At 50.2% G+C, this 23,722-nt stretch carries 36 protein-coding genes and 1 tRNA gene; 22 read left to right on the top strand and 15 right to left on the bottom strand.

Translation table 11 applies throughout. The features are described from left to right. The first annotated feature begins 2 nt into the window (after positions 1 to 2). Positions 3 to 629 (top strand): cytochrome c oxidase subunit 3, encoded by a 627-nt coding sequence (locus FIU95_RS13195; protein WP_152454210.1) that lies wholly within the window; start codon positions 3 to 5, stop codon positions 627 to 629. Then, positions 622 to 942, top strand: coding sequence for a cytochrome o ubiquinol oxidase subunit IV (gene cyoD / locus FIU95_RS13190; protein ID WP_152454209.1), 321 nt, complete (start codon positions 622 to 624; stop codon positions 940 to 942). Before FIU95_RS13195 ends, cyoD begins: the two co-directional genes overlap by 8 nt. Positions 943 to 991: 49 nt before the next feature. Here the strand turns inward: cyoD and FIU95_RS13185 are convergent, their stop codons facing one another. Continuing rightward, on the bottom strand, positions 992 to 2,386 hold the full coding sequence (locus FIU95_RS13185) for an adenylate/guanylate cyclase domain-containing protein (protein WP_152454208.1): 1,395 nt from the start codon (positions 2,384 to 2,386) through the stop codon (positions 992 to 994). A gap of 238 nt (positions 2,387 to 2,624) precedes the next feature. Between FIU95_RS13185 and FIU95_RS13180 the strand changes: the two genes are divergently transcribed. Both FIU95_RS13180 and FIU95_RS13175 read left to right on the top strand, forming a co-directional pair. Next, positions 2,625 to 3,194 carry a nitroreductase family protein gene (locus FIU95_RS13180; protein ID WP_253868627.1) on the top strand — a complete coding sequence of 190 codons (570 nt, stop codon included), beginning with the start codon at positions 2,625 to 2,627 and terminating at the stop codon, positions 3,192 to 3,194. Between the two features lie 138 nt (positions 3,195 to 3,332). Continuing rightward, positions 3,333 to 3,420, top strand: a tRNA-Ser gene (locus FIU95_RS13175). A gap of 122 nt (positions 3,421 to 3,542) precedes the next feature. On the opposite strand, the gene FIU95_RS13170 is transcribed toward FIU95_RS13175, so the two are convergent. The 13 genes from FIU95_RS13170 to FIU95_RS21765 form a co-directional block, all read right to left on the bottom strand. Next, entirely contained in the window at positions 3,543 to 3,764 is a 222-nt protein-coding gene (locus tag FIU95_RS13170; protein ID WP_152454207.1) for an AlpA family transcriptional regulator, read from the bottom strand. Positions 3,765 to 3,832: 68 nt separating this feature from the next. Then, the gene (locus tag FIU95_RS13165) at positions 3,833 to 4,594 is read right to left on the bottom strand and encodes a hypothetical protein (protein WP_216646245.1); all 762 of its coding nucleotides are present in this window, start codon (positions 4,592 to 4,594) and stop codon (positions 3,833 to 3,835) included. Beyond that, the gene (locus tag FIU95_RS13160; protein WP_152454206.1) at positions 4,587 to 4,982 is read right to left on the bottom strand and encodes a hypothetical protein; all 396 of its coding nucleotides are present in this window, start codon (positions 4,980 to 4,982) and stop codon (positions 4,587 to 4,589) included. Before FIU95_RS13160 ends, FIU95_RS13165 begins: the two co-directional genes overlap by 8 nt. Before the next feature lie 16 nt (positions 4,983 to 4,998). After that, positions 4,999 to 5,262, bottom strand: a complete 264-nt coding sequence (locus FIU95_RS13155; protein ID WP_152454205.1) for a hypothetical protein — start codon at positions 5,260 to 5,262, stop codon at positions 4,999 to 5,001. A gap of 469 nt (positions 5,263 to 5,731) precedes the next feature. Then, positions 5,732 to 6,010 carry a hypothetical protein gene (locus FIU95_RS13150; protein ID WP_152454204.1) on the bottom strand — a complete coding sequence of 93 codons (279 nt, stop codon included), beginning with the start codon at positions 6,008 to 6,010 and terminating at the stop codon, positions 5,732 to 5,734. Between the two features lie 43 nt (positions 6,011 to 6,053). Then, positions 6,054 to 6,821 (bottom strand): Nmad5 family putative nucleotide modification protein, encoded by a 768-nt coding sequence (locus FIU95_RS13145; protein WP_152454203.1) that lies wholly within the window; start codon positions 6,819 to 6,821, stop codon positions 6,054 to 6,056. Then, positions 6,781 to 7,296: a single-stranded DNA-binding protein gene (gene ssb, locus FIU95_RS13140; RefSeq protein ID WP_371416916.1), complete on the bottom strand. Its 516-nt coding sequence runs from the start codon at positions 7,294 to 7,296 to the stop codon at positions 6,781 to 6,783. The genes FIU95_RS13145 and ssb overlap by 41 nt, the downstream gene beginning before the upstream one ends. A gap of 53 nt (positions 7,297 to 7,349) precedes the next feature. Continuing rightward, on the bottom strand, positions 7,350 to 8,351 hold the full coding sequence (locus FIU95_RS13135; RefSeq protein ID WP_152454202.1) for a hypothetical protein: 1,002 nt from the start codon (positions 8,349 to 8,351) through the stop codon (positions 7,350 to 7,352). Between the two features lie 13 nt (positions 8,352 to 8,364). Further along, the gene (locus tag FIU95_RS13130) at positions 8,365 to 9,009 is read right to left on the bottom strand and encodes a lambda exonuclease family protein (protein WP_152454201.1); all 645 of its coding nucleotides are present in this window, start codon (positions 9,007 to 9,009) and stop codon (positions 8,365 to 8,367) included. Beyond that, complete coding sequence (locus tag FIU95_RS13125) at positions 9,006 to 9,743, bottom strand: ERF family protein (protein ID WP_152454200.1); 738 nt, start codon at positions 9,741 to 9,743, stop codon at positions 9,006 to 9,008. The genes FIU95_RS13130 and FIU95_RS13125 overlap by 4 nt, the downstream gene beginning before the upstream one ends. Before the next feature lie 5 nt (positions 9,744 to 9,748). After that, positions 9,749 to 10,138 (bottom strand): hypothetical protein, encoded by a 390-nt coding sequence (locus tag FIU95_RS13120; protein WP_152454199.1) that lies wholly within the window; start codon positions 10,136 to 10,138, stop codon positions 9,749 to 9,751. Positions 10,139 to 10,167: 29 nt separating this feature from the next. After that, positions 10,168 to 10,734, bottom strand: a complete 567-nt coding sequence (locus FIU95_RS13115; protein ID WP_152454198.1) for a hypothetical protein — start codon at positions 10,732 to 10,734, stop codon at positions 10,168 to 10,170. A 54-nt stretch (positions 10,735 to 10,788) separates the two neighbouring features. Continuing rightward, positions 10,789 to 11,091, bottom strand: a complete 303-nt coding sequence (locus FIU95_RS21765; RefSeq protein WP_152454197.1) for a helix-turn-helix transcriptional regulator — start codon at positions 11,089 to 11,091, stop codon at positions 10,789 to 10,791. Between the two features lie 267 nt (positions 11,092 to 11,358). Between FIU95_RS21765 and FIU95_RS13105 the strand changes: the two genes are divergently transcribed. Continuing rightward, positions 11,359 to 12,366 (top strand): hypothetical protein, encoded by a 1,008-nt coding sequence (locus FIU95_RS13105; RefSeq protein WP_152454196.1) that lies wholly within the window; start codon positions 11,359 to 11,361, stop codon positions 12,364 to 12,366. A gap of 17 nt (positions 12,367 to 12,383) precedes the next feature. Here FIU95_RS13105 and FIU95_RS13100 read toward each other — a convergent pair whose 3' ends face one another. After that, positions 12,384 to 12,812: a hypothetical protein gene (locus tag FIU95_RS13100; RefSeq protein WP_152454195.1), complete on the bottom strand. Its 429-nt coding sequence runs from the start codon at positions 12,810 to 12,812 to the stop codon at positions 12,384 to 12,386. A gap of 427 nt (positions 12,813 to 13,239) precedes the next feature. Between FIU95_RS13100 and FIU95_RS13095 the strand changes: the two genes are divergently transcribed. From FIU95_RS13095 to FIU95_RS13015, 17 genes are all read left to right on the top strand, one after another. Then, positions 13,240 to 13,467 (top strand): hypothetical protein, encoded by a 228-nt coding sequence (locus tag FIU95_RS13095; protein ID WP_152454194.1) that lies wholly within the window; start codon positions 13,240 to 13,242, stop codon positions 13,465 to 13,467. A gap of 67 nt (positions 13,468 to 13,534) precedes the next feature. Further along, complete coding sequence (locus tag FIU95_RS13090) at positions 13,535 to 13,750, top strand: hypothetical protein (RefSeq protein ID WP_152454193.1); 216 nt, start codon at positions 13,535 to 13,537, stop codon at positions 13,748 to 13,750. Then, a complete protein-coding gene (locus tag FIU95_RS13085; protein WP_152454192.1) occupies positions 13,747 to 14,523 on the top strand; it encodes a helix-turn-helix domain-containing protein in 777 nt (258 codons plus the stop codon). Before FIU95_RS13090 ends, FIU95_RS13085 begins: the two co-directional genes overlap by 4 nt. A gap of 26 nt (positions 14,524 to 14,549) precedes the next feature. Beyond that, positions 14,550 to 14,795, top strand: coding sequence for a hypothetical protein (locus tag FIU95_RS13080; protein WP_152454191.1), 246 nt, complete (start codon positions 14,550 to 14,552; stop codon positions 14,793 to 14,795). Positions 14,796 to 14,909: 114 nt separating this feature from the next. Further along, positions 14,910 to 15,206 (top strand): hypothetical protein, encoded by a 297-nt coding sequence (locus FIU95_RS13075; RefSeq protein ID WP_152454190.1) that lies wholly within the window; start codon positions 14,910 to 14,912, stop codon positions 15,204 to 15,206. Continuing rightward, on the top strand, positions 15,206 to 15,652 hold the full coding sequence (locus FIU95_RS13070) for a hypothetical protein (protein WP_152454189.1): 447 nt from the start codon (positions 15,206 to 15,208) through the stop codon (positions 15,650 to 15,652). The genes FIU95_RS13075 and FIU95_RS13070 overlap by 1 nt, the downstream gene beginning before the upstream one ends. Next, positions 15,652 to 16,281 (top strand): recombination protein NinG, encoded by a 630-nt coding sequence (locus tag FIU95_RS13065; protein ID WP_152454188.1) that lies wholly within the window; start codon positions 15,652 to 15,654, stop codon positions 16,279 to 16,281. Before FIU95_RS13070 ends, FIU95_RS13065 begins: the two co-directional genes overlap by 1 nt. Further along, the gene (locus FIU95_RS13060) at positions 16,281 to 17,432 is read left to right on the top strand and encodes a hypothetical protein (RefSeq protein ID WP_216646244.1); all 1,152 of its coding nucleotides are present in this window, start codon (positions 16,281 to 16,283) and stop codon (positions 17,430 to 17,432) included. The genes FIU95_RS13065 and FIU95_RS13060 overlap by 1 nt, the downstream gene beginning before the upstream one ends. A 2-nt stretch (positions 17,433 to 17,434) precedes the next feature. Further along, the gene (locus FIU95_RS13055) at positions 17,435 to 17,914 is read left to right on the top strand and encodes a hypothetical protein (RefSeq protein WP_152454187.1); all 480 of its coding nucleotides are present in this window, start codon (positions 17,435 to 17,437) and stop codon (positions 17,912 to 17,914) included. Positions 17,915 to 17,924: 10 nt separating this feature from the next. After that, complete coding sequence (locus FIU95_RS13050; protein ID WP_152454186.1) at positions 17,925 to 18,311, top strand: hypothetical protein; 387 nt, start codon at positions 17,925 to 17,927, stop codon at positions 18,309 to 18,311. Positions 18,312 to 18,461: 150 nt separating this feature from the next. After that, positions 18,462 to 18,839, top strand: coding sequence for a D-Ala-D-Ala carboxypeptidase family metallohydrolase (locus FIU95_RS13045; protein WP_152454185.1), 378 nt, complete (start codon positions 18,462 to 18,464; stop codon positions 18,837 to 18,839). Further along, positions 18,839 to 19,348, top strand: coding sequence for a hypothetical protein (locus tag FIU95_RS13040; RefSeq protein ID WP_152454184.1), 510 nt, complete (start codon positions 18,839 to 18,841; stop codon positions 19,346 to 19,348). Before FIU95_RS13045 ends, FIU95_RS13040 begins: the two co-directional genes overlap by 1 nt. After that, positions 19,345 to 19,563 (top strand): holin, encoded by a 219-nt coding sequence (locus tag FIU95_RS13035; RefSeq protein WP_152454183.1) that lies wholly within the window; start codon positions 19,345 to 19,347, stop codon positions 19,561 to 19,563. The genes FIU95_RS13040 and FIU95_RS13035 overlap by 4 nt, the downstream gene beginning before the upstream one ends. Next, positions 19,553 to 19,792 (top strand): hypothetical protein, encoded by a 240-nt coding sequence (locus tag FIU95_RS13030; protein WP_152454182.1) that lies wholly within the window; start codon positions 19,553 to 19,555, stop codon positions 19,790 to 19,792. Before FIU95_RS13035 ends, FIU95_RS13030 begins: the two co-directional genes overlap by 11 nt. A gap of 2 nt (positions 19,793 to 19,794) precedes the next feature. After that, the gene (locus FIU95_RS13025; RefSeq protein ID WP_152454181.1) at positions 19,795 to 20,310 is read left to right on the top strand and encodes a terminase small subunit protein; all 516 of its coding nucleotides are present in this window, start codon (positions 19,795 to 19,797) and stop codon (positions 20,308 to 20,310) included. Further along, positions 20,252 to 21,682: a terminase large subunit domain-containing protein gene (locus FIU95_RS13020; RefSeq protein WP_172975399.1), complete on the top strand. Its 1,431-nt coding sequence runs from the start codon at positions 20,252 to 20,254 to the stop codon at positions 21,680 to 21,682. Before FIU95_RS13025 ends, FIU95_RS13020 begins: the two co-directional genes overlap by 59 nt. Then, positions 21,682 to 23,718, top strand: a complete 2,037-nt coding sequence (locus FIU95_RS13015; protein ID WP_152454179.1) for a hypothetical protein — start codon at positions 21,682 to 21,684, stop codon at positions 23,716 to 23,718. Before FIU95_RS13020 ends, FIU95_RS13015 begins: the two co-directional genes overlap by 1 nt. Positions 23,719 to 23,722: the final 4 nt, after the last annotated feature.

Genomic DNA, 23,722 nt, shown 5'->3' with positions numbered 1-23,722 from the left:
CAATGGATGGAAACTCATCTGCGCTAAATAAGGGTTTGAGAGAGAGCCCTGGAGCCATTCACAAAGACCCGGATATGGTGATCTTTGGTTTTTGGGTTTTTATGATGAGCGACCTGATTTTTTTCGGGGTCGTTTTTGCTATTTATATCACCATGATTGGTGCCACTGCGGGTGGACCAGGCCCCAGGGAGCTGTTTGATTTCGGTAGCCTCTTCGCGCAGACCATGCTACTGCTTACCAGCAGTCTGACGGTGGGGATCGCCACCATCACCATGAAGCACCAGCGCAGCCAGGGCAGTTTTTTGTTTTGGGTGGTGGTGACCTTGTTATTTGGTCTCGGCTTTCTCACCTTGGAGTTACTCGATTTCTCCGAGATGGCGGCAAAGGGGGGAATACCTCAGCGCAGCGGTTATCTATCGGCCTTCTTTGGTTTGGTACCCCTACACGGTTTACATGTCAGCTTTGGCTGCCTGTGGATGCTGGTCATGATTGCACAGGTACTAACAGTGGGTATGACGGATCTGGTGAAGTTGCGCTTTTTACGATTGGCGCTGTTTTGGCACTTCCTGGATTTGATTTGGATTGGGATTTTCTCAGTAGTTTATTTTGGTGGCTGGGTCTATGGCTGAAAAATCCGGTTTTTCCGCACATTTGCGCACCTATCTTACCGGGTATGTGCTGTCAGTCGTGTTTACGTTGGCTGCATTCTGGGCGGTACTGGCTCTGGGTAAGGAATACAAAAGTGTACTCATACTGGTAGGTTTGCTTGGGGTGGCCCAGTTGATAGTACAGCTTAAGTGCTTCTTAAATGTGACCACGCAAAGGGAAGGGCGGGATAACCTGGCTCTGATCCTTTTTTCAACGCTGATTTTACTGATTATTGTCCTGGGTACCGCCTGGATTATGGGGAACCTGGCAATGCGTATGCATACGACAATGTGATGGCGGAGTCAGGCTGCCGCTTAATTTACGCATTGAGAGAATTACTTTTTTAAATAATCACTTTGCTCTTAAGGCTGGATGTGGCTTTCTCCAGGGATTGCAGAACCTTGACCTTGTCGTAGTTACGGATTTTATCCAGGTCCAAGTGCATGGAAAAGCCGGGGGCATGTTCCTCCAGGTAGCTCTGCTGGCCACCAAGATTCTTGCGCAAGTCGGTGACTTGATAGACTTTGACCGGGGTGCTAATGCCCTTCACGGTAATATGGCCTTTGTCACGACACATAACGGTGTGTTTGATCATTGCCCAGGTTTCATGGCTGATCAGAATCTCCCCCGGCTGCGCCGCACCTTCTAAGCGAGAAGCCAAGTTTACATGGGTGCCCATAACGGTATAAGCCTGGTAGTTGGCTGTACCGAAGATACCCACGGTGCAGTAGCCAGTGTTGATGCCCATGCGCACCTGCAACGGACGTGAGATACCCTTGTTGTACCATTCCTGCTTCATTTCCCGCACACGCTTGCGCATAGCCAGGGCCATAGCCACACAGCGCAACGCATCGGATTTCGGGCCCTTACTTTCATCGTCACCAAAGACCACCATCACGGCATCGCCAATAAATTTGTCGATAGTGCCACCGTACTGTCCGGCGATTCGGGCCATCTCCGAAAGATAGTTGTTGAGCAGGAGAGTAAAAGTCTCCGCCTCGAGCTCCTCGGTAAGTTGGCTGAAATCTTTGATATCGGAGAAGAACACTGTAAGCAGCTTTCGCTGAGTGGTTAGCGCCTCTTCATCGCCGGTAGTCACCGAGCGCCATAGACGTTGTGGTAGGTATTTGGAGAGCTTATAAGAGCGCATCTTACTTACACGCTGCTCTGTTGCCAGAGACTGGTTGGCTTCCTTTAGCTTACCGATCTGGCGATGGGTAAAAAAAGCATAGGCACAGAGATAAATGAGGATGCCCATCAGGCTCACGGTGCTAATGGTAAGATCGGCATTAATTAATAGTGTTGGCCGGTGCATCAAATAACCCAGCACCACTCCAACTAAAAGGCCCGTATTGTGTTCAAACCACTGGCGACCACCGCCCTGGGTAAGGGCATTGAGCTGCACCATCGTAATAAACAAAAGAGAGGGCAGCATACTGAAATTGGCTAGTGCGACAGTAATGCCCACAAGCACAGTATCGACAAATGTCAGGGTGCGGCGGGTTTTGAAAGCCTTTTTATCGCGAGCCTTATAAAGGAGGAACTGGGCAAAAGCGCAGTAAATCAGCAGGAAGACAGCGGTGCCCAGATTGAGCAATTTGTCCGGATGCCAGGGGGACGACCACTCGACCGCAGTTGCCAAAGTACCGGCAGCCGCAAATAGAATTAGGGTGCGAAAATAGGTCGAGTAATGAGGGCTGATACTTTGCCCTTTGTTCCCCTCAAGCTGGTCCTGCATTTGTGGTTATCTTTTTGTCCGTTAAGCAGTAATAAACAAACTGCGCGCAGGCCACAGGCCGGTTCCGTAAAGCTATGGGCCCGTGTGGTTGCGCAGTGATTTACTGGGCGAAGTGTACTCCTACAAAAGCCAGATTGCTAAAAAACCGATGCCTGTACTTGGTTTTTATGCAGGGTGTACGTATGCGCTGCACGGACGGGTTAGGGTACACTCAGCGCTCAGACAATTACCGGAGAGAATGATGGATGCCCTGAGTGCCCTGCACAACCGAGTTTCAACGGGTAAGCTGACCGAGCCCGCGCCGAATAAGCAGCAGCGGCAAAACATCTTTCGCGCGGCATTACGTGCTGCGGACCACGCTTGCCTGCGCCCCTGGCGTTTTCTTCTAGTGGAAGGGCAAGAGCGCGAACGCCTCGGGGAAATCTTCCTAAAAGCGGCCGAGCAGTCAGAAGGGGCATCCCTGAGTGAAGCTCAGCGTCAGCGCACCCGGGCTATGCCCTTGCGCGCTCCCCTGATTATTGTGGCCATAACCCGCCTGCAGGATCATCCCAAGGTCCCCCACTTGGAGCAGCATATGTCCACCGCTGGAGCGGTACAGGCAATGCTCACCGCCGCTTATGCCGAGGGTGTGGGTGTCTATTGGCGAACCGGGCCCCTGGCGAGTGATCCACTGGTAGCTCAAGGCCTGGGCCTGGCTGAAAATGAGCGAATCGATGGATTTATCTACTGCGGAACTCCTGATAAAGCCCCTAGGCAGGCTCCGGAATTACCGGTAGAAGAATTTTTTTCACAATGGAATGCAGAATAGTGCTTGCACACCGAGAAACATTTGGGTAAAGTGCGCGCTCTCTCGACGAGACAGCAGCTATCTCTCTGATTTACTTGAAGATTTAGCCAGCGAGAGAGCCCTGCTGAGAAGTGGGATACCCCAAAGGGGTGACAATTTGGTGAGGTGTCCGAGTGGCCGAAGGAGCACGCCTGGAAAGTGTGTATGTCGAAAGGCATCGAGGGTTCGAATCCCTCCCTCACCGCCATATTGCATAAAGAAAGCCCTGATTTTTCAGGGCTTTTTTATTTCTGGATTTCTCAGTCCCCCACCTAGTCCCCCACTTATTTTTTGCTAGACAATTGTGCCAGGGTGGGAGTCGGTCCATCATTATGCAACACCGTCCAGCCTCTCTTCTATCCAAGCATCGACTTCCCGACTATCCCAGCCGACAGCGCCCGGACCGATCCGCCTTTGCCGGGGGAAAACTCCCTCTTTAACCATGCGGTAAATACTACTGCTTTTATATCCGGTAAGTCTCTCAACCTCACGTAAGCGTAAAATGCGGCGAGGTGGTTTTATATCCTTGTCCGTTAATTCTTGGTGGTTCATCTTTTATCCCTCAAATAACTGTGCAATCGTAATCACTATTCCGCCTTCAATAATTCCGCTCTGCACTTTCATGCTGCCACCATTGCCTGTTCAACCCTGCGAAACTCGATAACCCATACCCAGGGGTTTTTGTCCCAGCTGTCTTTGCCATTAATGGACTCCCAAAGCGCTCCATATGCATCTCTGGCTGATTCACCACAAACCGGCGTGGGCCATGGTTCATGGTGATACATGACAGCTTTAGTTAATGGTATTTGTAGGGTTGAATTACGAATCCCTTCAGCTATTGCATCTTCTTCGCTGATATCCTGAATACGCTCAACGCGAACATTAGTTATTTCTAAGGTGATACGGCTGGCCCAGCGGGGCATGTGGATTGAAGGGCGTTTTCTCCAGACTCTATGCGGATGTGCCGCAGCAAATGAGCCATTCTGGAGCCCATTTGGATGATCATAATTGGGTTCATTGGGTGGGGTACCATCAGCAGCAAAGTGAATTCTTTTGCTTCCGCCCCAGTGACCTTCATCATCTTCAGGATATGCAGTAACCCAATCTCCTGCTTGCCACCAAGTTTCACGAACCCATAGGCGGTCACCCGGTTGGCCGTGGGGGCACATGCTTTCAGTCTTAAGCCACCCATGCTCAAAATGTTCAAACCCGAGCGGTACCTCTTTGCCGTCAATAAAATCCGTATCTTGAATGATGTCAGATGGCCAAACCCGCTTACCTCCCAGAATGCGGCGCGTCTGGGTTTTGCGGCCATCCAGAATCGCCCGCACCATATCTGCATTAAATAAAATTGGTTTTTCTGTTATGGCTGAGTTAGACACTGGCTACCTCCGTATTTTCGGCTAGATAATCTAAGGCGTCCCGACAAGCCTCTTCAGCAGTTGAACCACTACCGCAAGCCAGCAATAACTTTGAGCCAGGTTTGTCTTTTAGCCATGCCATCCAGTCGGTTATTCTGCTTCTAGCAATTTCCACATATAAAAATGGATAATGATTTTCCAGCTCAACAGCTTTATTTATAAATTCCGCCACGCTGCTTTCTTGATTAGATTGCTCTGATTCAGCAAACGCCTGAAACTGCGAAAACATCCAGTGTAAAAACTCGCTCATTTCTGATTCGTGGAAAGTGAATCCTTCGCTAGTGCCGGCTATTTCTGTGGCTTTTTGTTTCCACTGCTCCAGAAGGTTTTCAAATCTTGGTTGTTTCATTGCATATCCCTCGCTATTAACTATTTCCGTGAGTTTCTAAAAATGCTCTTCCCAGTGCAGTTAGTCTCTTGGTTTCTGATGTCTTTGCATCCATTAGAAAGCCGCCATAAATTAAAATGTGATACATGGTGTGGCCAGACCAGAAGCCTTCAATTTGCTGCTTTAGATGTTTAGCAATATGGTGCCTTTTTAATAGGGTGCTATTATTTACTCTCTCGCCGAAGTTTGTGCCTTCGAATAGCTCTTCGATATATTCATCTGAAATTACCTGGTTGGCCATGGACATTCCCTCGCTATTGTCTTTCACCCACAAAGCCCGCACTGGGCGGGCTGGGGGAGTTATTTAGGGCTCGCACTACCTCCACTTAAAACCAAAAAACGATAGCTTCAACGGTTTATGGCTTGCCTGGTCAACTCTAGGGGCGTTACCCCTGCGTTATCATTTTTCTATCCTCAATTTGATTGATTAATTGGGTTAAACCCTGCACCTACAAAGCCCCAGTTAAGGGGCTAATGGTGGTCTTCCTCTTGGTTTTAGTTCGGGTGCTGGCGGGAGTTGGCTATCAGGTAAAGCACAAACCCCGGCCGCCTCCCGCTCCTTTACCCAATCCCAAGCGCCGAACGGGTTGAGTGAGATTAAATTACCCTCTGAATCAAAAGCCGCTGGCCGTTCACCCTGCTTGGTTTGGACCTTCTTAATAGTTCCACCTGCACGGTAGACTCGCTGCTTTAGGGTTAATCTTTCCAGGTCAGGCATAAAGTTTTCCTATGCTGCAAACGGATAAATAGAGACGCCCTCTACATGCAGCACATCGGGGGGGGGTAATCTCCTTTGCAGATGCACCCCCTTTCCTCTGTCTTCGTAATTCGGCAACTATTGCGCGCTGAACCATTTTGAATTTATCGGTGTCAACTGCCACGCCAGTGGGTTTTCTGTTCTTTATCCTTTCGAACGCGGAAACAAACTTTTTAACTTCTGCTATTACTGCTGATGCTTGTTTGTTTAGTGGAAATTTCGAGATTTCCATTTGAACCCCCTTGGGGGCCCTGAACTAGCGGCCCAGGTTGGTGTTAAGCGGCCTCGCTCTGCTCGACAGGCGGAATGCCCTTTTGCAGCATTTCAGTGACCGATGCGGCAAGCTCGGTTGGTGCTAGCTCTTTTGTTTTGGGTTCACGTTTAGGCAGATACTTTGCCCCTTCCGGCAAGAGGTCTTGTAGCTGCTTAGCTGTGCGGCAAGAATTGAGGACTGTCATAGCTTTGCTGTGGAAACCCATAGCTGCGGTGAGCGTAGTTTTTATGCGCGTCTCTAGTTTCTGGATTGAGGCAATCAGTTCTGGGTCTTCTATCACTTCGCCTTCCCGCATATCTGCCATAGGCTTTGGGGTGGTGAAGGTGATGCTTGAGTGTTTGCCGTAATGTGACACTTTCTTTATCCACTTACGGAATGCCTGCAGGAGGTCACTATTGAGCATCTCCGTAAGGCATCTCATGGGAGCTGAGTCCCCATCAATATGCAGGATATTTATGAAGGTGTTCTCGACCTTAATCTTAGGGACTCGTTGGTAGCAATTGGTGGCGATACCCTGCTGAATTAATTCCGGCCAGCGTGTAGAGGGGATGCCGGAAACGGCGCGCAGTTTTTGCTCATACAATTTCCAGAAAACCTTGTTCAAACGCTCGGCTTCTTTGCCAATATCATTTACTGATTTCTCTACAGCCTTTGAGGTCATACAGCGAGCAATATCGCTGCGCATTCCTTTGGTGATTGGAAATGATTTCATGGTTAGCTCCTGCCATTTAAAAGGGAATGTCGTCATCAAAATTTTGGTTAAAATCATTCCTACCGCCCATTGATTGCGGCGCTGGCCGATTCTGCTGATACCCCTGGCCTTGGGCCTGCCTTTGTTGTGGCTGGCTCTGTGATGCTGTAGAGGAGGGTTGTTGGAAGCTCTGGCCCTGTTGCGCTCCGTTCTGCTGACCATCAAGCATCTGCATTTCAGCTGCGACGATTTCAGTGGTGTAGCGGTCCTGGCCAGTTTGCTTGTCTTGCCACTTGCGGGTGCGAAGCGAGCCCTCGATATAAACTTTCGACCCTTTGCGCAGGTATTCCCCAGCTATTTCTGCAAGGCGATTGAAAAAGACTACGCGGTGCCACTCGGTGCGTTCTTGCTGCTGGCCGGTTTGCTTATCCTTCCAGCTTTCACTGGTTGCTAGGCTGATATTGGTTACAGCTCCGCCACTGGGCATGTATCTGGTTTCTGGGTCGTTGCCCAAATTACCGATCAGAATTACTTTATTGATTCCTCTAGCCATGATTGGCTCCTTCAAAAAATGCGCCCCGTACCAGCGGCGCTAGCCTCACGCGCCTAGTAGTTGATTGAGATATTTGGAATTGAGCCGCGAACTATTAACTCAACAATTTTCTGTGCGGTCTTTTCTTGAAAACCTTGGTCAATGAAAGCCTTCTTGGCTGCATTGTTAATCTTGCGGCAGTGAGTCTTATTGGCTTCCTTTAGGCGCTGCTCTTCTTCAGCTGCTCGTCTCTCAGCCTCGGCGCGTTGGCGCTCGCGTTCCACCGCTTCACGCTTTTCTTGTTCTGCTCGCTCTGCTGCTTCTTTAGCTTGACGTTCAGCTCTCTCTGCTGATTCTTTGGCTTCGCGCTCTGCGCGCTCCTTGGCTTCAATGGCTGCTTGCTTTTCTAGCTCTGCTTCCTTGCGTACACGTTCAGCCGCTTCTTGAGCGATTCGCTCCTCGCGCTCCTTCTGCTCTCTCTCTGCTTTCTCTCGTAGGAGTTGTGCAAGCTCTGCCTGCTGCTGCTCATGAGCTTTGCGTTTCTCAAGTGCCTGATTTAGAGCTCTTAAGGTCTCCTCTTTGACTCGGGCGGCCTGGGGCTCAAACTCTTCCCAGCGCTCATCAATAATCACTCTTTGAACAATGTCGATGAACCTCTGAATGTCTTCAGAATCCAATTCAGAACATTCAGTCGCATACCTCTCAATGCAGGCGATTCCATTTTTATGGGCAGCTACACGCAGATTTTCAGCTTCCTCCCAGTCTGTTAGAGGCTTCCTTACCTCCGTTTTTAAATTGTCGAGATAGTCGCGCATACGTTTGCGTTCAGAATCTACCTTTTTGATTTGGGCTTTCTGGTCGGCTACTAAGTCTTTACCGAGGCTATCCAGGTAGGTTTTACTGCGGGCAACCTGATGAGCAATAGAGGCGATAGTTTTTCGCCCTTTTGCAGTATCAGCATCGGCAACAACAGATTTTGCTTTGCTGGTGATTTCTTCCAGAACCGCATCTAATCCATTACCTGCGAAAATCTGGACCGGTTGAACGTCTGGTGAGGCGATTAATTCTGTAGTCATTTTTCTATCCCTTCTAAGCGGCTTTTTTATTTAGGTTGCTACGATACTCCTCAACCAATTTGTCGAACTTCAATAAATCCATTTCCAGCTGGTTGATGTAGTTATCATCACGCTCCATTTTTCGAACTGTTAAAGCTTTTCCGATTTTTTCCAGGGCAGGGCAGTACAAGACAAAGTGCCACCACTTGCGCCCGGTCAACCACATGCAGCCTTGAATCTGATCTTTGAATTCGTCGAGGTTTTCATCGAGCAGGATGGTTCGAAGGCGCTCAGGTGAAACTAGGCACTTATATTCGCTGCCGCCCTCCTCACCGATTAAGCCGTCTGCGCTGGCTCCAAACTTGCGGTCATCAGTTAGTACCAGCCCGGTTTGCTCGATAAACATATCAATGTGGTCTTCATGGGCTGCGCGGGCTTCTGGCTCTAATTCATTGCCGCGCTTCATTGCCCAGGTTTGAAAACCACCGTCCAGGGGTTCACCGCTGATGCGCTCTACTGCCAGGCGAAAGGCGTAGTCGTGAGCTGCCGATGTGAAGTCGCCTTTGTTCGGGCCACTCTTCAAGCGCTTGCGCACTTCAGAGAAATTGCTGGCAGTGATTGCCCCAGCACGTTCGCGGTGCCAGTCTTCGGAACCTTGTTCGACTTTGCAGATAATCATTGCTGTGCTCCTTGTGCCCTGCTTTGGAGGTGGCTCATAGCTCGGCTAAACCTTGAAGCCTCCAGTTGGTTGATGTCTGCAATACCTGCTGATGCACAGAATTGCTGTTCGCTGATTCCGGCCATTTGTATTGCGTTGCGAAGTTGCTGGATTTGGTTTGGAGCAACCCCATTCATATTTGCCGGTGGGGCTCCATCCGTATCTTCACCGGTGCTGATATTTAGCAAGGCGCATAGGGCATAGCGTTTGCCGTAGCTGACAGTTGAGCCAATGGCTTGCACAGCGTTCTTGCTGCCGCTGGTATCGAGCGGGAGAATCAGGGAGGTCTCCTGGTGGTGGCCTTCTCTGTGGGATAGAACCGCAGTTATTTCCACTGCGTTGCTATGCTGCTTGGTGCGGAAGGTCACAGCGAATCCGTGTTTCTGCAGGGCTGGGCGCACAGCTTCATTTATCTTTTCAAGGGGGGCGTACATGGTGTTGTGCCCCTTGGCTGTTTCAGCGACCGTTGGTAATTCGCTCTGCATCTGCGCCAGGGCCGCATTGAAAGCTTGTTCGGCGTTGCGGCTCATAACCCGCTCTTGCATGTCCAGCAGGCGCTCGAGCTTGTCGATATCCGCTTCCGGGTTTGCTGCTACACGCTCAATAACTGCGAGCACTTGGGCAACCTCTGAAGGCGCTGGAACTGTAGCCGGTGGGGTTTCCGGCTTTGCCATAACTTGGTTGGATTCAGACATTTTGCTCACTCCTTTGATTGGAAAAAGGAGGGCAGAAATTCATTGCTGAGGGGGATAAAAACAGCCGCTACTGATACATCATTAATTTCCCCGTAAACTCCTGACATTTTGGTCTTCTCCATTACCCAGCCGCCAGGAACACGGATAAAATAACGCCCGTTGATTCCCACCTCTTCTCCTAGTTCAAGGGAGTACAGGGACTCCATCCGCCTGTTTATTCTTTCCTTTCTTTGTTGCTCCCACTTCAGCTCCATCTCTTTCTGGTAGGCTTCTAACTCTTCCCTGTGCGCCTCAAACCCCTCCGCGTCGTAAATATCCCAGCATGGGTCTTTTATCCAGGCTTGCTTCAACCGATCTATTGCAGCCTGGGAGCGCTTATTTGCTATTTTTTCCATTGTGTTTTCTCCGTTAGAGAGGGGAGGGCTTAAGAGTTGATTTGCTCAATTAAGTGTTTTCGAAGTGCGTCTTGGTCCAGGTCGATGTCATTTATCTCCCAGCCAGCTGGCAATTTGATTTCATCAATAAGCTCTGCATGAGCAACTTCGATTTCATCTGAGCGGTGCTCATGACTGAAGGTTTTGAAGTTTTCTACCGAGAGGTGGTTGACCGGAATATTTATCTCGACGGTGACAGCCTCTCCGTTTGGAATAGGTGGCTCTTTAGGGAGATTGCAGCGGTAGGTTTCAAGCAGCTCAGCGGCTTCCCTTGCAGCTGCAATTAAATATCCGTAGCGGTCGTAGGTCACAGCATGGAATTTATTGCCAGCGGGGACTTGCTCCTTACTTTGAGCCACAGCTTCGCGCAGGCTGGCAACTATGTACTCCAGGCTTCCATGCCGATGTTGTGCGACTTGGATTAGAGAGTCTTGTTGACGCTCATAACTTCTGAGAGCGTCTTGGGCGGGGGCGGTTGAGCTGGCTGTGTACATTTCCCTGTCCTCTTTGAGACCGTATCCGGGCTTGGTGGACGCCTGTATTCCGGCGGTTTTCATTCTTGAAAACAAATATACCTGCAAGATTTAGAAAGTAAACCCAAAAGGTTTATTTTATTTGAGGTTGGCGGATATTTCGTTGAGAAAGCGAATGAGGTGGGATTTGGCGGAGCTGGGTAGGGGGCTCAATGGGTCTGCCAGGGGGCTGTCTTGATTAGGTAGGGAAAGGAGTTTGTTGCCATCAATATCTAATTGAAGGGCTATTTTCCTAAGGAGGCTTGGTGAAACTGTTTTGGAGCGTCCTTGTTCAATGCGTTGAACATGAGCTAAAGGAATGGAGAGTTTTTCGGCTAATTCGGCTTGGGTAAGCCCTCTCTTAGTGCGTTCTTGTCGAACTACTACACCGATTCTAAACATCGTGTCGGTAAAACTTGTAGAGTTTTGGCGTCATAAACCTTCTAAGTATACACAATTTGTTCTGCCCCCTAAGCCCTTATCTAGGTACATTCTTTAAGCAAGACGATATGGCGCTTTAAGGGAATAAAATGCTATTTGACTCTATTGAGATAAAGCAAGAGACTCCAGAACTGGAGTTACAGGAAGAAGCGCGAGCAAGCCTTGCCCGTGTTATGCCCTACCAGTGCCGACAGTGTGTAAAAAGGCCCTGCCAAATGATGTGGGACAATGACGATAACTCCTGCTGGCATCATGAAAGGGTGGAAAGTCGATATGGATATCAGGACGATTAGAAGAGAGAACGCTCGGCGAATTGCCAGGGAGATGGGAGGGGTGGCCGCACTTGCTCGTGCGTTAGAAACGCCTAACTCAGGGGTGTCACAAGTTATAGGTAAGAACCCTCGCCGTAATATTGGCGACTCCATGGCTCGCAGGATTGAGAGTGCTGGAGGGTATCATTATGGCTGGCTTGACGCTTATCATGGTAACGAGCAAGCTAAAACCCCGCACACTCCAGGGGAAGTTAGCGTCTATCCGTTTGCTATGGAAGCTGGTGAAATTCGGCTTAAAAATGCTAGACGGCTTTCCGAGGAGTTCGCAAGCCTAAAAGGGTTCTCCGAAGCTCTAGGTATAACTCAATCCCAACTCTCTCAATTGATCGGTCCCAACCCGCGTCGTCTAATTGGGACAACTATGGCCCGCCGGATTGAGACCGTATGCAAAAAGGACAAGGGGTGGCTCGACGTTATTCATGCGCACAAAGCAAGGATTGAACCAGACATAACTACCATAAAAGAAATTAGAGCTCGGAATGTAAGGTTCCTGCGGTCAAAGCACGGGCCCAAGAATAGAGATTTTGCTGATGCGCTAGGCATCTCTGAGAGCTACGCAAGCCAGATAAGCCACAACCCACCCATTACCAACCTGGGCGATAAAAAAGCGCGAGAAATCGAGACCCGCTTAAACCTTGAGCTCGGCTGGTTTGACCATGCCCATCCTGAAAAAGCTAAGCCTCGGAAACAGTTAAAGCCTGGTCAAATAGATGAGCTTCTAGTTGCAAGCTGTGTTTCAGCTATGATGGAAGTTATAGAAGAGGAGGGTATGGAGATGCCGGCTCCCAGGATTTTTAGCGCAGCTCTTGTTGCTCTCTACTCCGCAAGCCAGCCGGCAGAGAGCGTTATAGACCCCCTGCCCATTCTTAGGTCGGCAATTCTGGCCGGCACCGTAGAGAGTTAGCGGTTTAGACTGAAGTTTTAGAAAAGTGCGTTAATAATGAAGCCCACCGGTACAACATCATCATTACTGCCTGCACGAGTCGCCCCGTAGGCTAATGCTATAGCCTGGGCCTTTTTGGATGATGGAATACCCTGAAGCCCCTGTTTCTCAATTTCGACCTCAATAGCATCAATACATTTGCGCAGCAGCTCGAGGTCAATATCGCTAGCAATTTTCGAGGTGCTATCGTTGCTGCTTTCAAGCCTGTCTAGTTCGCCCTCTTTAAGGCCCAGCTTCTCCTCAAGGTCTCTTGCTATGCGGTTGCCTATCGTTTTGGTCGCACCTTTGCTTATGAGCGAATAGAGCTGTTGCTCAGACCTATCTACCTTGCGTGCGAATTCCGCTCGATTCTTATAGTCGGCCGCTATCCGTCGGATATTGGTGCGTCTTATCTCGTTTATATCCATCTCTTTTATCAAGAATTCACCAGTCTTTCCCCATGTTAGCAGGAATAAACCCCTCAAAAATCACCCCAAAAAGTTTATTGTGGCGCATGAAATAACACACAAAGGTTTATTCTGTAGACAAAACTAAACCTTATGGGTATATTTCAGGTATGAAAATTAACCACTACCTCAAAAGTCTGAGCCTGTCTGAGCGGGATGAGTTAGCTCAAAAGGTTGGAACCACTGGCAGATACCTATCGCGCATTGCGTATGGCCGCATGAAGGTCCTTCCAGGTCCGAAGCTATCGATAAAACTAGCCGAGGAACTGATTGGTGACGTAAGCCTAGCTGAGTGCCGCCCAGACATTTGGGGATAGATGTTTAGTTTCACTAACAGCCGAAGAGCTGAAAGCAACTTTTCAAACCAAGGATGATTCAGGTAACAGCAATGGAGACCAACCTACGTAAGTGCAATGTCCGCGTACCCATGCCTACATACGAGCAATTAAAAAGCCTCTCGAATGAATTGGATTTGGGGCATGAACAGATATTGAGAATTTTGGTTAAAGGGGCGCTTCCCGTTTACTCCGCGAAGACTCCTGAAGACCTCAAGAAAGCCCTTTCAAGTATGTTGATTTTATTTAAGGCAAGTTCAGTGCAGGGGGCTGTTAGCTGAATTTATCGTGGTGCCAATAAAAATTAAGCAGTAAACCCATCAAGAGCAAAATATTCAGGGGCAAACCATGGCCAAAAGACCTGTTAATGCGCTACCTCGCAATGAGTCGCGTAAAAAAATCCCTGCCCAACCATCAAAAAATTACGCGGAATTACAAGTTGGGAAATTAGAACGTCAAGGCATAAAAAAATTATGTGATGAAGTTGTGGACGATTTTATCCGTCAAGCCAAACCCCCAGAGACTCCCGAAAACCTCATTGAAGAACTAGGCGGTGCCTTATGATTCGCCGCGGTGCTCGACCATCCTCAAATTATCTAGTAGTGGCCAACTCGGTTGTCTGCGACCGCCGTATCTCATTCGCTGCCAGCGGGCTTCTGTTGCATCTTCTATCGAAGCCTGATGACTGGGAAGTGTCAGCCGCAGCACTTGCCAGAGAGGCCCAGGAAGGTCGGGACCGCATATACAAATTGCTAAACGAGCTGATTGATGCTGGTTATTGCGAGCGCATTGTAAGACGCAGCGACGGGGGGAAGATTCTCGGTACAGATTATGAAATTTCCGATACCCCTAGAGACTCCCAGGAACCCCTGGAGGAGCCACTTCCTGAAAAACCGGATACGGTAAATCCAGATACGGTTTCACCGTATACGGTAAATCCGACACAACAAAGTAAAGAATATAACAAAGTAAATACTGGACTAAGTAACCAGTCTGAGAGTGCGCAAGAGCGCCCTCCCGCAAGCACTCGAAAACCGAAATCCCAAACCAAGCGTGGAACACGACTTCCTGGCGACTGGACTCTGACCGAAGAATTCCGCACTGAAGCGCAGCGAATCCGCCCTGACCTGATTAACCGGATTCACGATATCGCCGACGAGTTCAAAGATTACTGGGTGGCCCAATCTGGCCAGCGAGGCGTCAAGGCAGATTGGCTGGCTACTTGGCGCAACTGGATAAGACGCGAAAGGTCAAGTCCACCCCAGGCTCAAGTGCACAGCCTGCAGCGCACCCGAGACCGGTCAGTGACCGAAATACTTACAGACACCACTTGGTAAACCCAAAACATCACGGAGCGATAATCATGTCAGTAATCACAATCTCAAAAGCCATCGAGCGTATTTCTCAAGCCGACCCAAGCAGCCCGCTTGCAGTTTTTCAAACAGAGCATCCGCGCCGTGTAAACGTGGTTTTTGCCAACACGATTTGGACGCAAAAGTGTATTGCCCGTGGCACCTGGGATTTTTTGGGTGTGTTTCACCGAGAAAATTTAGCCGAGGCGCAACAGAAGCTTGACGAATACGTCGAGTACATGAAGGACGCCGCGTAATGGATGAGCCAGCCCCAACAAAAACGGTTTTATGCCTGGAGTTATTTTTTTTGGTTGTGGTGGTTGGTTCAGGTGTTTGGTTTCTGGTTGGGTTGGAGTAGGGGGGGATATATCGTGAGCGAAAAAACCTTGTTTCAGTGCGCCTTGGGTAAGTTTCAGCACCTTGCAAGCATGATGACTGGGTGTCGCTATCGGTGGCAAGTGAGAATCGTCTATCAAAAGAATGAGTATGACCTCTTTTCTGCTGAAGGCAGTATTCACACGACTAGGCGAAGCGGGATCTACGAAGAGCGTCAAATTATCGAATGCCTCAACTGGCAAGACACTGTCGAGGAGCAGTTGAAAAAACGCCCTGGCTGGGGTGGTGGAGCAGTGCGAGTAGTCCCTGTTGCCTATCTGGGGTGGTTCTAATGGCAGAGGAGCTAATCCGTGACGAGTTCAGCAAGGCTCGACTGCTTAAGTTCATCAAGAGCTTGGACCTTAAAGGTAAGCCCTGGAAATTCAAGTGGAATCAGCATAACCCCAACAGCTGGCCAATGATGAAAACGTGGCGCATGTGGATGGGTGAAACAGCTGAATGGATGGCAGCGAGAGGTGCAACCATGCCTCTCTGCATGAAAGGCGGCAAGCCCTACGGCCAACGCCCGTTCAATGGTCAGGACGCGCATGAGTTGTTTGTGAGTCAGCACCTGGGGCTTGATGCAAACGGTAAGCGCTACAAAACCGCCAGCGGTGATAAAGGCGAGATGCTCAGAATGATGGATATGCACCTAGCCTGGGCAACTGAGCGCGGTTTATTCCTGACAGTGCCGGGTGAGGGCGAATTCATGAAGCTGAAGCGCCAGGGAGAAAGCTAATGGGCCCTCGCTACCGCAAGTGCAAAATCTGCAAAACCCGCCGAGAGGTAGCGCACGGAATTATCAATGGGCTGGATTTTGTTTGTAGCGTAGACCATCTGGTTGATTTGGGTTTTCAGCGAGTAGAGAAGCAAAAGAAGCTTGAAGCCAAAAAATTCAAGGCTGAAACCAGAGCGAGAAAGCAGGAGCTAAAGACTGATTCTCAGCTCATCGCCGAAGCCCAGCGCTCAATCAATGCCTATGTGCGAGAGAGGGACAGAGGTAAGCCTTGCCCCTCCTGCAGTCGCCCGGAGCAGGAAATAGAAGTGGAGCAGGGCTGGAAAGTTGGCGGCGCCTGGGATGCTGGCCACTTCCGCTCTAGGGGTGCGGCCGGCCACCTGAGATTCAACCTTTGGAATATTCATCGGCAGTGCAAAAGCTGTAACGGGGGCTCTGCCAAATATGCCCACAAAGCGGAGACCGTAGCCGTGCAATACGAATTAAATCTAAGGGAGAGGATAGGTAATCGCCGAGTTGACTGGCTGAAAAATAATAACGGAATACGGAGATTCAACCGGGAGTATTGCGAAAGGATTAAGCGGATATTCAATAGAAAAAGGCGGTTACTACTAAAGCGGAGGGAGTGCTAATGGGGCCAGCGGATTTTGCAGAGACAGAACGACAGGCAGAGATTTATACGGCCAGCATTGAGCATGGTGTAAACGGGGCGGCTCGCCAGCTGGGTATTTCACATGCGAGAGTATCGATAGTTAAAAGCTCACTGGAAAAGAAAGCCGCAAGACAGGGGTGGTCACCAGAGCATGACATGACCAAGACTGTACCCGATGGATTTAAGGTAAAAGGCGTATCCACTCTATATGACAAAGATGGCAAGGTCCGAAACCAGTGGGTTAAATCCATGGAGGACCGGGAGCGACAAGCAGAGTTAATGCGTGAGGCGTGTCAGGCGCTGGCCGAGACTCTCCCAAAGGTTAAAGCGGGAAAAGCCCCGGCGCACTGCAATGACGATTTGATGGCAGTTTACCCACTCGGTGACCCGCACATCGGTGTGCTGTCGTGGGGAGCTGAGACCGGCCAAGATTGGGACTTAAATATAGCGGAAGAGAAATTTTGCGGAGTATTTGACCGGCTGGTGAGAACTGCCCCGAAATGCAAACAGGCTGTCATTGTGAATCTCGGGGATTATTTCCACGTAGACAATATGGCAGGAGTCACTGCACGGTCTGGCCACACATTAGACCTGGATGGTCGATACGCAAAAATGGTTTGGGTTGGAGTGAAAATCATTCGACAAATGATTGCCTCAGCCCTCGCGCACCATGAATCCGTTCGGGTAATCAATGCTGTTGGTAACCACGATGATACCGGTGCGTTATTTCTCAGCGTGGCGCTCGCCAATATGTACGAAGGGGAGTCTCGGGTAGAAATTGATACAAGCCCCGCGCCGTTCCACTATTTCCGCCACGGCAAGAATTTGTTCGGTGTGCACCACGGTCATAGCTGTAAATCGGATAGATTGCCGGGAGTCATGGCAGCAGACCAGGCAAAACTGTGGGGCGAAACCGAATACCGCTATTGGCTAACTGGCCATATTCACCACGACACAAAAAAAGAACATGCAGGTTGCGTCGTGGAGTCGTTCAGAACACTAGCAGCAAAAGATGCATATGCGACCTGGGGTGGATATAGAGCACTCCAAGATAGTAAGTGTTTGGTTATTCATAAAGATTTTGGGGAAGTAGAGCGGCATACAGTCAACTTGGCAATGGTAGGAGAGTAAACGTGAAATTAATGGTTATGGGTAATGGCCGTCACGGCAAAGATACGTTCTGCGAAGAGTCGGGCATCGACTACGTATCATCATCAAGATTTGCTGCTGAACCAATAGTTTTTCCCGCTCTAGCTTCAACATATGGATATAGAAATGTTGATGAGTGCTATGAGGACCGCGCCAACCATCGAGCAGATTGGCACGAGCTGATTAAGGAATACAACACCCCAGATAAAGCGCGACTTGCTCGGGAAATATTTAGTAAATACGACATCTATTGCGGCATCCGCTGCAAGCATGAATTTCTAGCAGCTAAAGAGGCGGGATTATTTGACCTGGCTATCTGGGTGGATGCTGGTGACCGTCTGCCTAACGAATCCCCAGACTCAATCACCGTGCGCCCAGACCATGCCGATATTGTCATAGAGAACAACGGTTCTCTGGCTGAGTTTGAGGCGAAGGTGCGGCGGGTAACAAGGGCGCTTAATTAAGGGGAAGCCAATGTCAGAAATAGCAATACGTGACTTATTGTGGGAGTGGTCCCGGGCCTATCCAGAGAGAGCAGGGGATTCTGTATCCTGGCCCCGGATGTCTGCTTTTAGTCGGGAAATGGTATCAGGGAATAGAGAGAGCCCAGAGCCGATAAATGAGCAGAGGGCAGAGATGACAGATGCGGCCGTGCTTGCATATCTAAATGTGGTACGCAAACGGAGAGACCAAAAGAAGGCGCAGCTTGAAGGCATGATTTTCTGGCTTCGATATTATTACCAATGGGAAATGCCTGATGTGTGTAGGAAGGCAGGACAGAGTAAAAGCTGGGTGATAAATATGTGCCGAGTAATAGAGGGGACTATAGAAGCGTTTGTGTTGGCACAAAATGCCGCATAACTGGCTTTAAATACAGGCTGTATTAATTGACAGTGTACACGTGTACACGCTAACATGTGTAAAGCTGCTGAGGTTTTAATGCGGCGACCGTTCATCCTTTTTAAACCGGCTCCCCCGCCGGTTTTTTTATGCCTGAAATTTGAGACTCCCATGTTCCAAAACGACTACTTCACAGAGTCGGAATTGGCCTGTCGTTGCTGTGGCAAAAATCATTTTAAAGATGAAACGCTAAAACGCCTGATTAGAGTCAGGGAGCGCTTTGGCAAGCCAATGGTCATCAATTCCGGTTACCGCTGCCCAGCACATAATGCCCGACTGAATGCCACCATGACCCATGCCACTGGGCAGGCTATTGATGTGCAGGTGGCGTCAGGCAGGGCCTATCGGTTAATCCAAATAGCCCAGGAGGAAGGCTTCACCGGTATAGGGGTAAAACAGAAGGGGGCATTCAAAGGGCGATTCCTTCACCTGGATGACCTCGAATCAATACCCGGCGAGCGCACCCGCCCCACAGTGTGGAGCTACTGATGAATTGGAAAGCCATTGTTAAAAGTGTGGCCCCCACACTGGGCGCCGCCCTGGGTAGTCCTGTTGCTGGAACGGCAGTCAAATTCCTTGCCGAACACTTCCTTGGTGACAGCGAAGCCCAAGAGCAAGATATTGCCGAGCTTGTGTTAAATGCCAGCCCTGAAAAATTAGTTGAGCTCCGAGCACTTGATAATGATTTCAAGCTGAGAATGCGTGAACTCGACATTGATGTATATGCCCTTGAGGTTGACGACAGGAAGAGTGCACGGGATATGGGGGTCAAGAGTGGGCTTGCCGCTCAGATGGCCTTATCTGTTGCATTCATTGGTGGCTACTTTGCTCTTCTGTTTGCCCTATTCAGTGGAGAGGTAACCCTAGGCCCAGAGCTTCGTGATATGTGCGTCTTAATGCTGGGGGTTATGACTGGGGAAGTACCTCGAATCATGTCCTTTTGGTTTGGTTCCAGCCAGGGCAGCAAAGAAAAGACTCACGCGCTGGTGAAACAATGACCCTACACGACGCAATGCGGGAAATACCGGATAAGGCCAGTTATATCACCGCTGTAGGTGCGGGCACTTTCGCCGGTTGGCTTGCTGATAATTGGCTTGGTCTTGTTGGTGTAGTGATAGCTGCGTTAGGCCTGGCAGTGAATTGGTATTACTCCCACCAGCGGCACAAGCTTATGAAAGAGCAGCACAAGGAGAGTCAGAACAGTGAGAAGTAGAAAGTCGCCAAAGGAAACTGAAAAGCAGGGCTTCCTCAAAACCTTTTTCAAGGGCAGGCCCGACCCATTTAAACCGGGAACTCTGGTCAACATAGAGGCCCAACGCCTCAGAGTGATAGCGTCCGATAAGGAGACTGTCACATTCAACGTGAACGGCGTTCCCACCGTATGGCAACGTCAGTGGCTAAATGATTATGACGATGGCCACATAAGCATTTTGGATAAGTAACCATGGCTAGGCCAACCCTGTATACCCAAGAGCTTGCTGACACTATCTGCATATTGCTCTCAGAAGGTCTCAGTCTGCGTGAGGTATGTGTTCAGGAAGGCATGCCGGACAAGTCCACAGTAATACGTTGGTTGGCTACTAACTCAGAGTTTTGCGACCAGTACGCACAGGCGAAAGAGGTTTCGACTTTCGTTATGGCCGAGGAGCTGCTGGAGATAGCTGACGATAGCTCCAATGATTACATGGACCGGCAGACAAGAGATGGCTCAGTAGAGGAATCACTTAACCCCGAGAACATCCAGCGCTCTCGCCTTCGAGTTGATACACGCAAATGGCTAATGGAAAAGCTCAAGCCCAAGAAATACGGGCAGAAGCTCGACATTGACCAGAAGACCGAACACAGCGGCGGCATAAGCATGACCATCGACCAAGCCAACGCGATTTTGCAGGAGCATGGAATTGACCCCAGCGGAGACAATACGACTGGCTCAAGCCCTGCAGACGGTCAAGGAGCATAAGAAATACAACAAGCGGCATTACTTTAAGCCGTATGACTGGCAGCTGCAGTGGTATGGCGCTTTTCAAGCCCATAAGCAGTGCCTACTTATGGCAGCGAATAGGGTGGGAAAGACCGCATCTGAAGCCTACCAAGTCGCAAGCCATCTAATTGGTGAGTACCCAGATTGGTGGCCGGGAATCACTTTTAATTATGCCCCTTACACCTGGGGGCTAGGCGTCACCGGCGAGCAGATTCGTGATGTGATGCAGAAAGAACTGTTCGGTAATTATTACGGTGGGCAGTTCGACGGCACCGGGCTGGTTCACAAAGACCTGATTCATGAGGTTGTGCCAGCGATGGGGACTCCGCGCTTGGCCAAGGATATTTATGTGCGTCACGGTGCCGGCGGTGACGTGGTGAACTATTCGCAAATCAGCCTCAAGGCATACGCCCAAGGCCAACATGTCCTAATGGGCGCATCAGTCGATTATGGGTGGATTGATGAAGAGCCTAAAGACTCGGAAATATATCCGCAAACACTAACCAGGACTGCAACAGGTAACCGCAACAAAGGCGGCTGGGCCTCACTCACTTTCACCCCTGAAAATGGTATGACCGACTTGGTGACTCAGTTTATGGAAGACCGCCAGAAGGGACAGTATTTGCAGACCGTGACCTGGGATGATGCCCCGCACCTTGATGATTCCACCAAAGAGCAGCTGCTTGCGGCATTCCCTCCCTACCAGCGAGATATGAGAACAAAAGGTATTCCTCTCCTGGGTGAAGGGATGGTTTACCCGGTATCGGAAGACTCAATAAAAATCGACCCGATTGAGCTGCCGCCCCACTGGAAGAAGTGCGCGGCCATTGATTTCGGTTTTTCTCATGACACAGCAGTTTGTTGGACTGCATACGATGCGGACGCGGACATAATTTACGTCTTCGATGGATACGCAAAGAGCGGCGAGGTTCCTGCAATCCATGCGGCTGCAATTAACTCTCGTGGTGACTATATCCCGGTGATATATCCCCATGATGGGGACAGTGTTGAGAAGGGCTCAGGCCAAACCATGGCCGACCAATACCGCCAACTCAATGTGAACATGCACATCAAGTTCACCAACGAAGACGGCACCAACTTTGTAGAGCCTGGAATTCAAGAGCTTTACCAAAGGATGTGCACCGGGCGTCTCAAGGTGTTCTCAACGGTCAAACCGTTCTGGGATGAGTTCAGAAAATACCATCGTAAGAACGGGCGAATCGTCAAGATTGATGATGACTTTATGGATGGCTTCAGGTACTCCGCGCTCAGTGTTGCCAGGTTTGGCGAGACTCGCAGCGGTGCCGATAACTTCGACTACTCACGCTCCAACCCTGGAATCCGTTACTGATGGCAAAAACTAAAGGCGAAATTCTGAAGCTGGCTGAGCAGTGCATTCAGCTATCAGAAGGCGATGACGATTCCACCAATTCCGATGACCGTGCCCAGGCGTACAAATATTACTACGGCGAGCCCTTCGGCAATGAACGCGAAGGGCGTTCCGATTATGTAAGCCGTGATGTATTCGACGCGGTGGAGGATGCCAAAGAGATTTTATTGGAGGTGTTCGGCTCCAACCGGGAGACAGTAAAGTTTACCCCGCAAGACCAGAATGACGTGCTGCAGGCAAAGCTGCGCACCAGTTACTGCAATCGCGTGTTTAATAAAAACAATTCTGGCTATTCCATCCTTCACGACTCAATCCAGGATGCGCTATTAGCCAAGAACTGCACGGCCAAAGTCTATTGGAATGAGGAGACTGAATATAAAACCGAGCAGGTGCAGGGAATCCCTCCTGAAGCTTATGAGCAGTTGAAAAACTCTGAGGCTGAGATTATCGAGGCGGTGCAAGATGAGGTCACCGGCCTGATTGATGCTGAGCTGAGAGTTCCCGTTGATGCCTCTCGTGTTGTCGTTGAGGTTATTGCCCCTGAGCGTGTGGTTCGAGACCCGAACGCCACCGAACCGAGCAAGGCCCGCTTCTGGGGGGAGAAGAGCGAGGTTACCCGTTCCGAGCTGGTTGAGATGGGCTTTGACCCCACAGTAGTTGCTGGCCTAACTGCTGACGGTGACTCACAGGATGAAATGGAAGAGCAGGCCCGCGAAGGTGTAACGACTGGCGACGACCTGCTTGGCGAGCCCTCGCAAGAAACCCTGGAGCTTTACGAGCTGTTTATCTGGTGGGATGACGAGGGCAAGGGAATCGCACAGCTGCATCAGGTCTTTAAGGTGGGCAACACCATTCTTGATGTTGAAGAGGTGCAGCGCATGCCGTACTTCAGCTGGGCTGCACTTCGGATAGCTCATCGATATGACGGCCTGTCCATGTACGACATTATTGGCGACATTCAAAAGCTCAAGGCGACCATTAAGCGGCAGATAGTAGACAACCTGCTGATTTCCAATAATCAATCTCGTATCGCTCGGCAAGGTGCATTTGTTAATCCTGCTGACTGGATTGATAACCCTGTTGGTGCGACTCACTGGCTCAAGAAGGAAGCAACCGGTCCAGTTACCGACCACGTATTGCCAACCCCAGCCCCACAGTTAACGCCGCTGACTATGCCCGCCCTGGAGATGCTCAACCAAGATAAAGAGCACCGGGCCGGCGTGTCTCGTTTAACTTCCGGGCTCAATCAGGACGTTATCAGCAATCAAAACGCCGATGACATGATTAACCGCATGACCAGCGCAGCAATGCGGCGAATGATGGGCATGGCCAGGCGTTACGCCGAGCTGTTTTTAATCCCGATATTCCAAGAGATTTACACCTTAGCCCTGGAGCACGACCAGGAGGGGCTGCTAGCTGAGGTTGATGGCGAGTGGCAGCAGCTCAACCCACAGGAAATGGGGGAGGGTGTTGATATGGAGGTGACCACGGCCCTTACCCCAGATGATGCCGAGATGCGCGCGCGCACGTTGATGGTGCTGCATAACTCGCTGACTCAGGGTGCACAGATGGACCCCTCATTGCAGGCCATCTACTCGCCGCAGAATAAATACTCTGTATTGCGCGAGATATTCAAGCTGTCCGGCCAGCCTTCGCCGGAATTCCTGACGGACCCAAACAGCACCCCGGCACAGTTGCAGCAACAGCTAATGCAGGCCCAGCAGCAGCTGCAGCAGATGACAATGCAAAACCAGCAGCTCCAGGCGGTACTGCAGCAGTTTAACCAGCAGGAGCTTGGTATCAAGGCCCAGGATGCAGAGACACGGAAAGTGAAAGCCTTGGGAGACCTGGACCTGAAACGCCAGAAACAAATGACCGATGCCTCCCTTGGTGACCGCAAGCAGTCCTTGGCTGAAGACGCCGAAGCCCACGACCAAACTATTGATGAGCTGGAGCTCGCCCTCGAGCGCCGGCAGGACCGCAACGTAAGCATTTAATCCC

It is taken from the genome of Microbulbifer sp. THAF38 (assembly GCF_009363535.1).
Classification (GTDB): Bacteria; Pseudomonadota; Gammaproteobacteria; order Pseudomonadales; family Cellvibrionaceae; genus Microbulbifer.
Note: the sequence above shows the minus strand (reverse complement) of the source record. Positions and strands in the feature narration are given on the sequence as shown.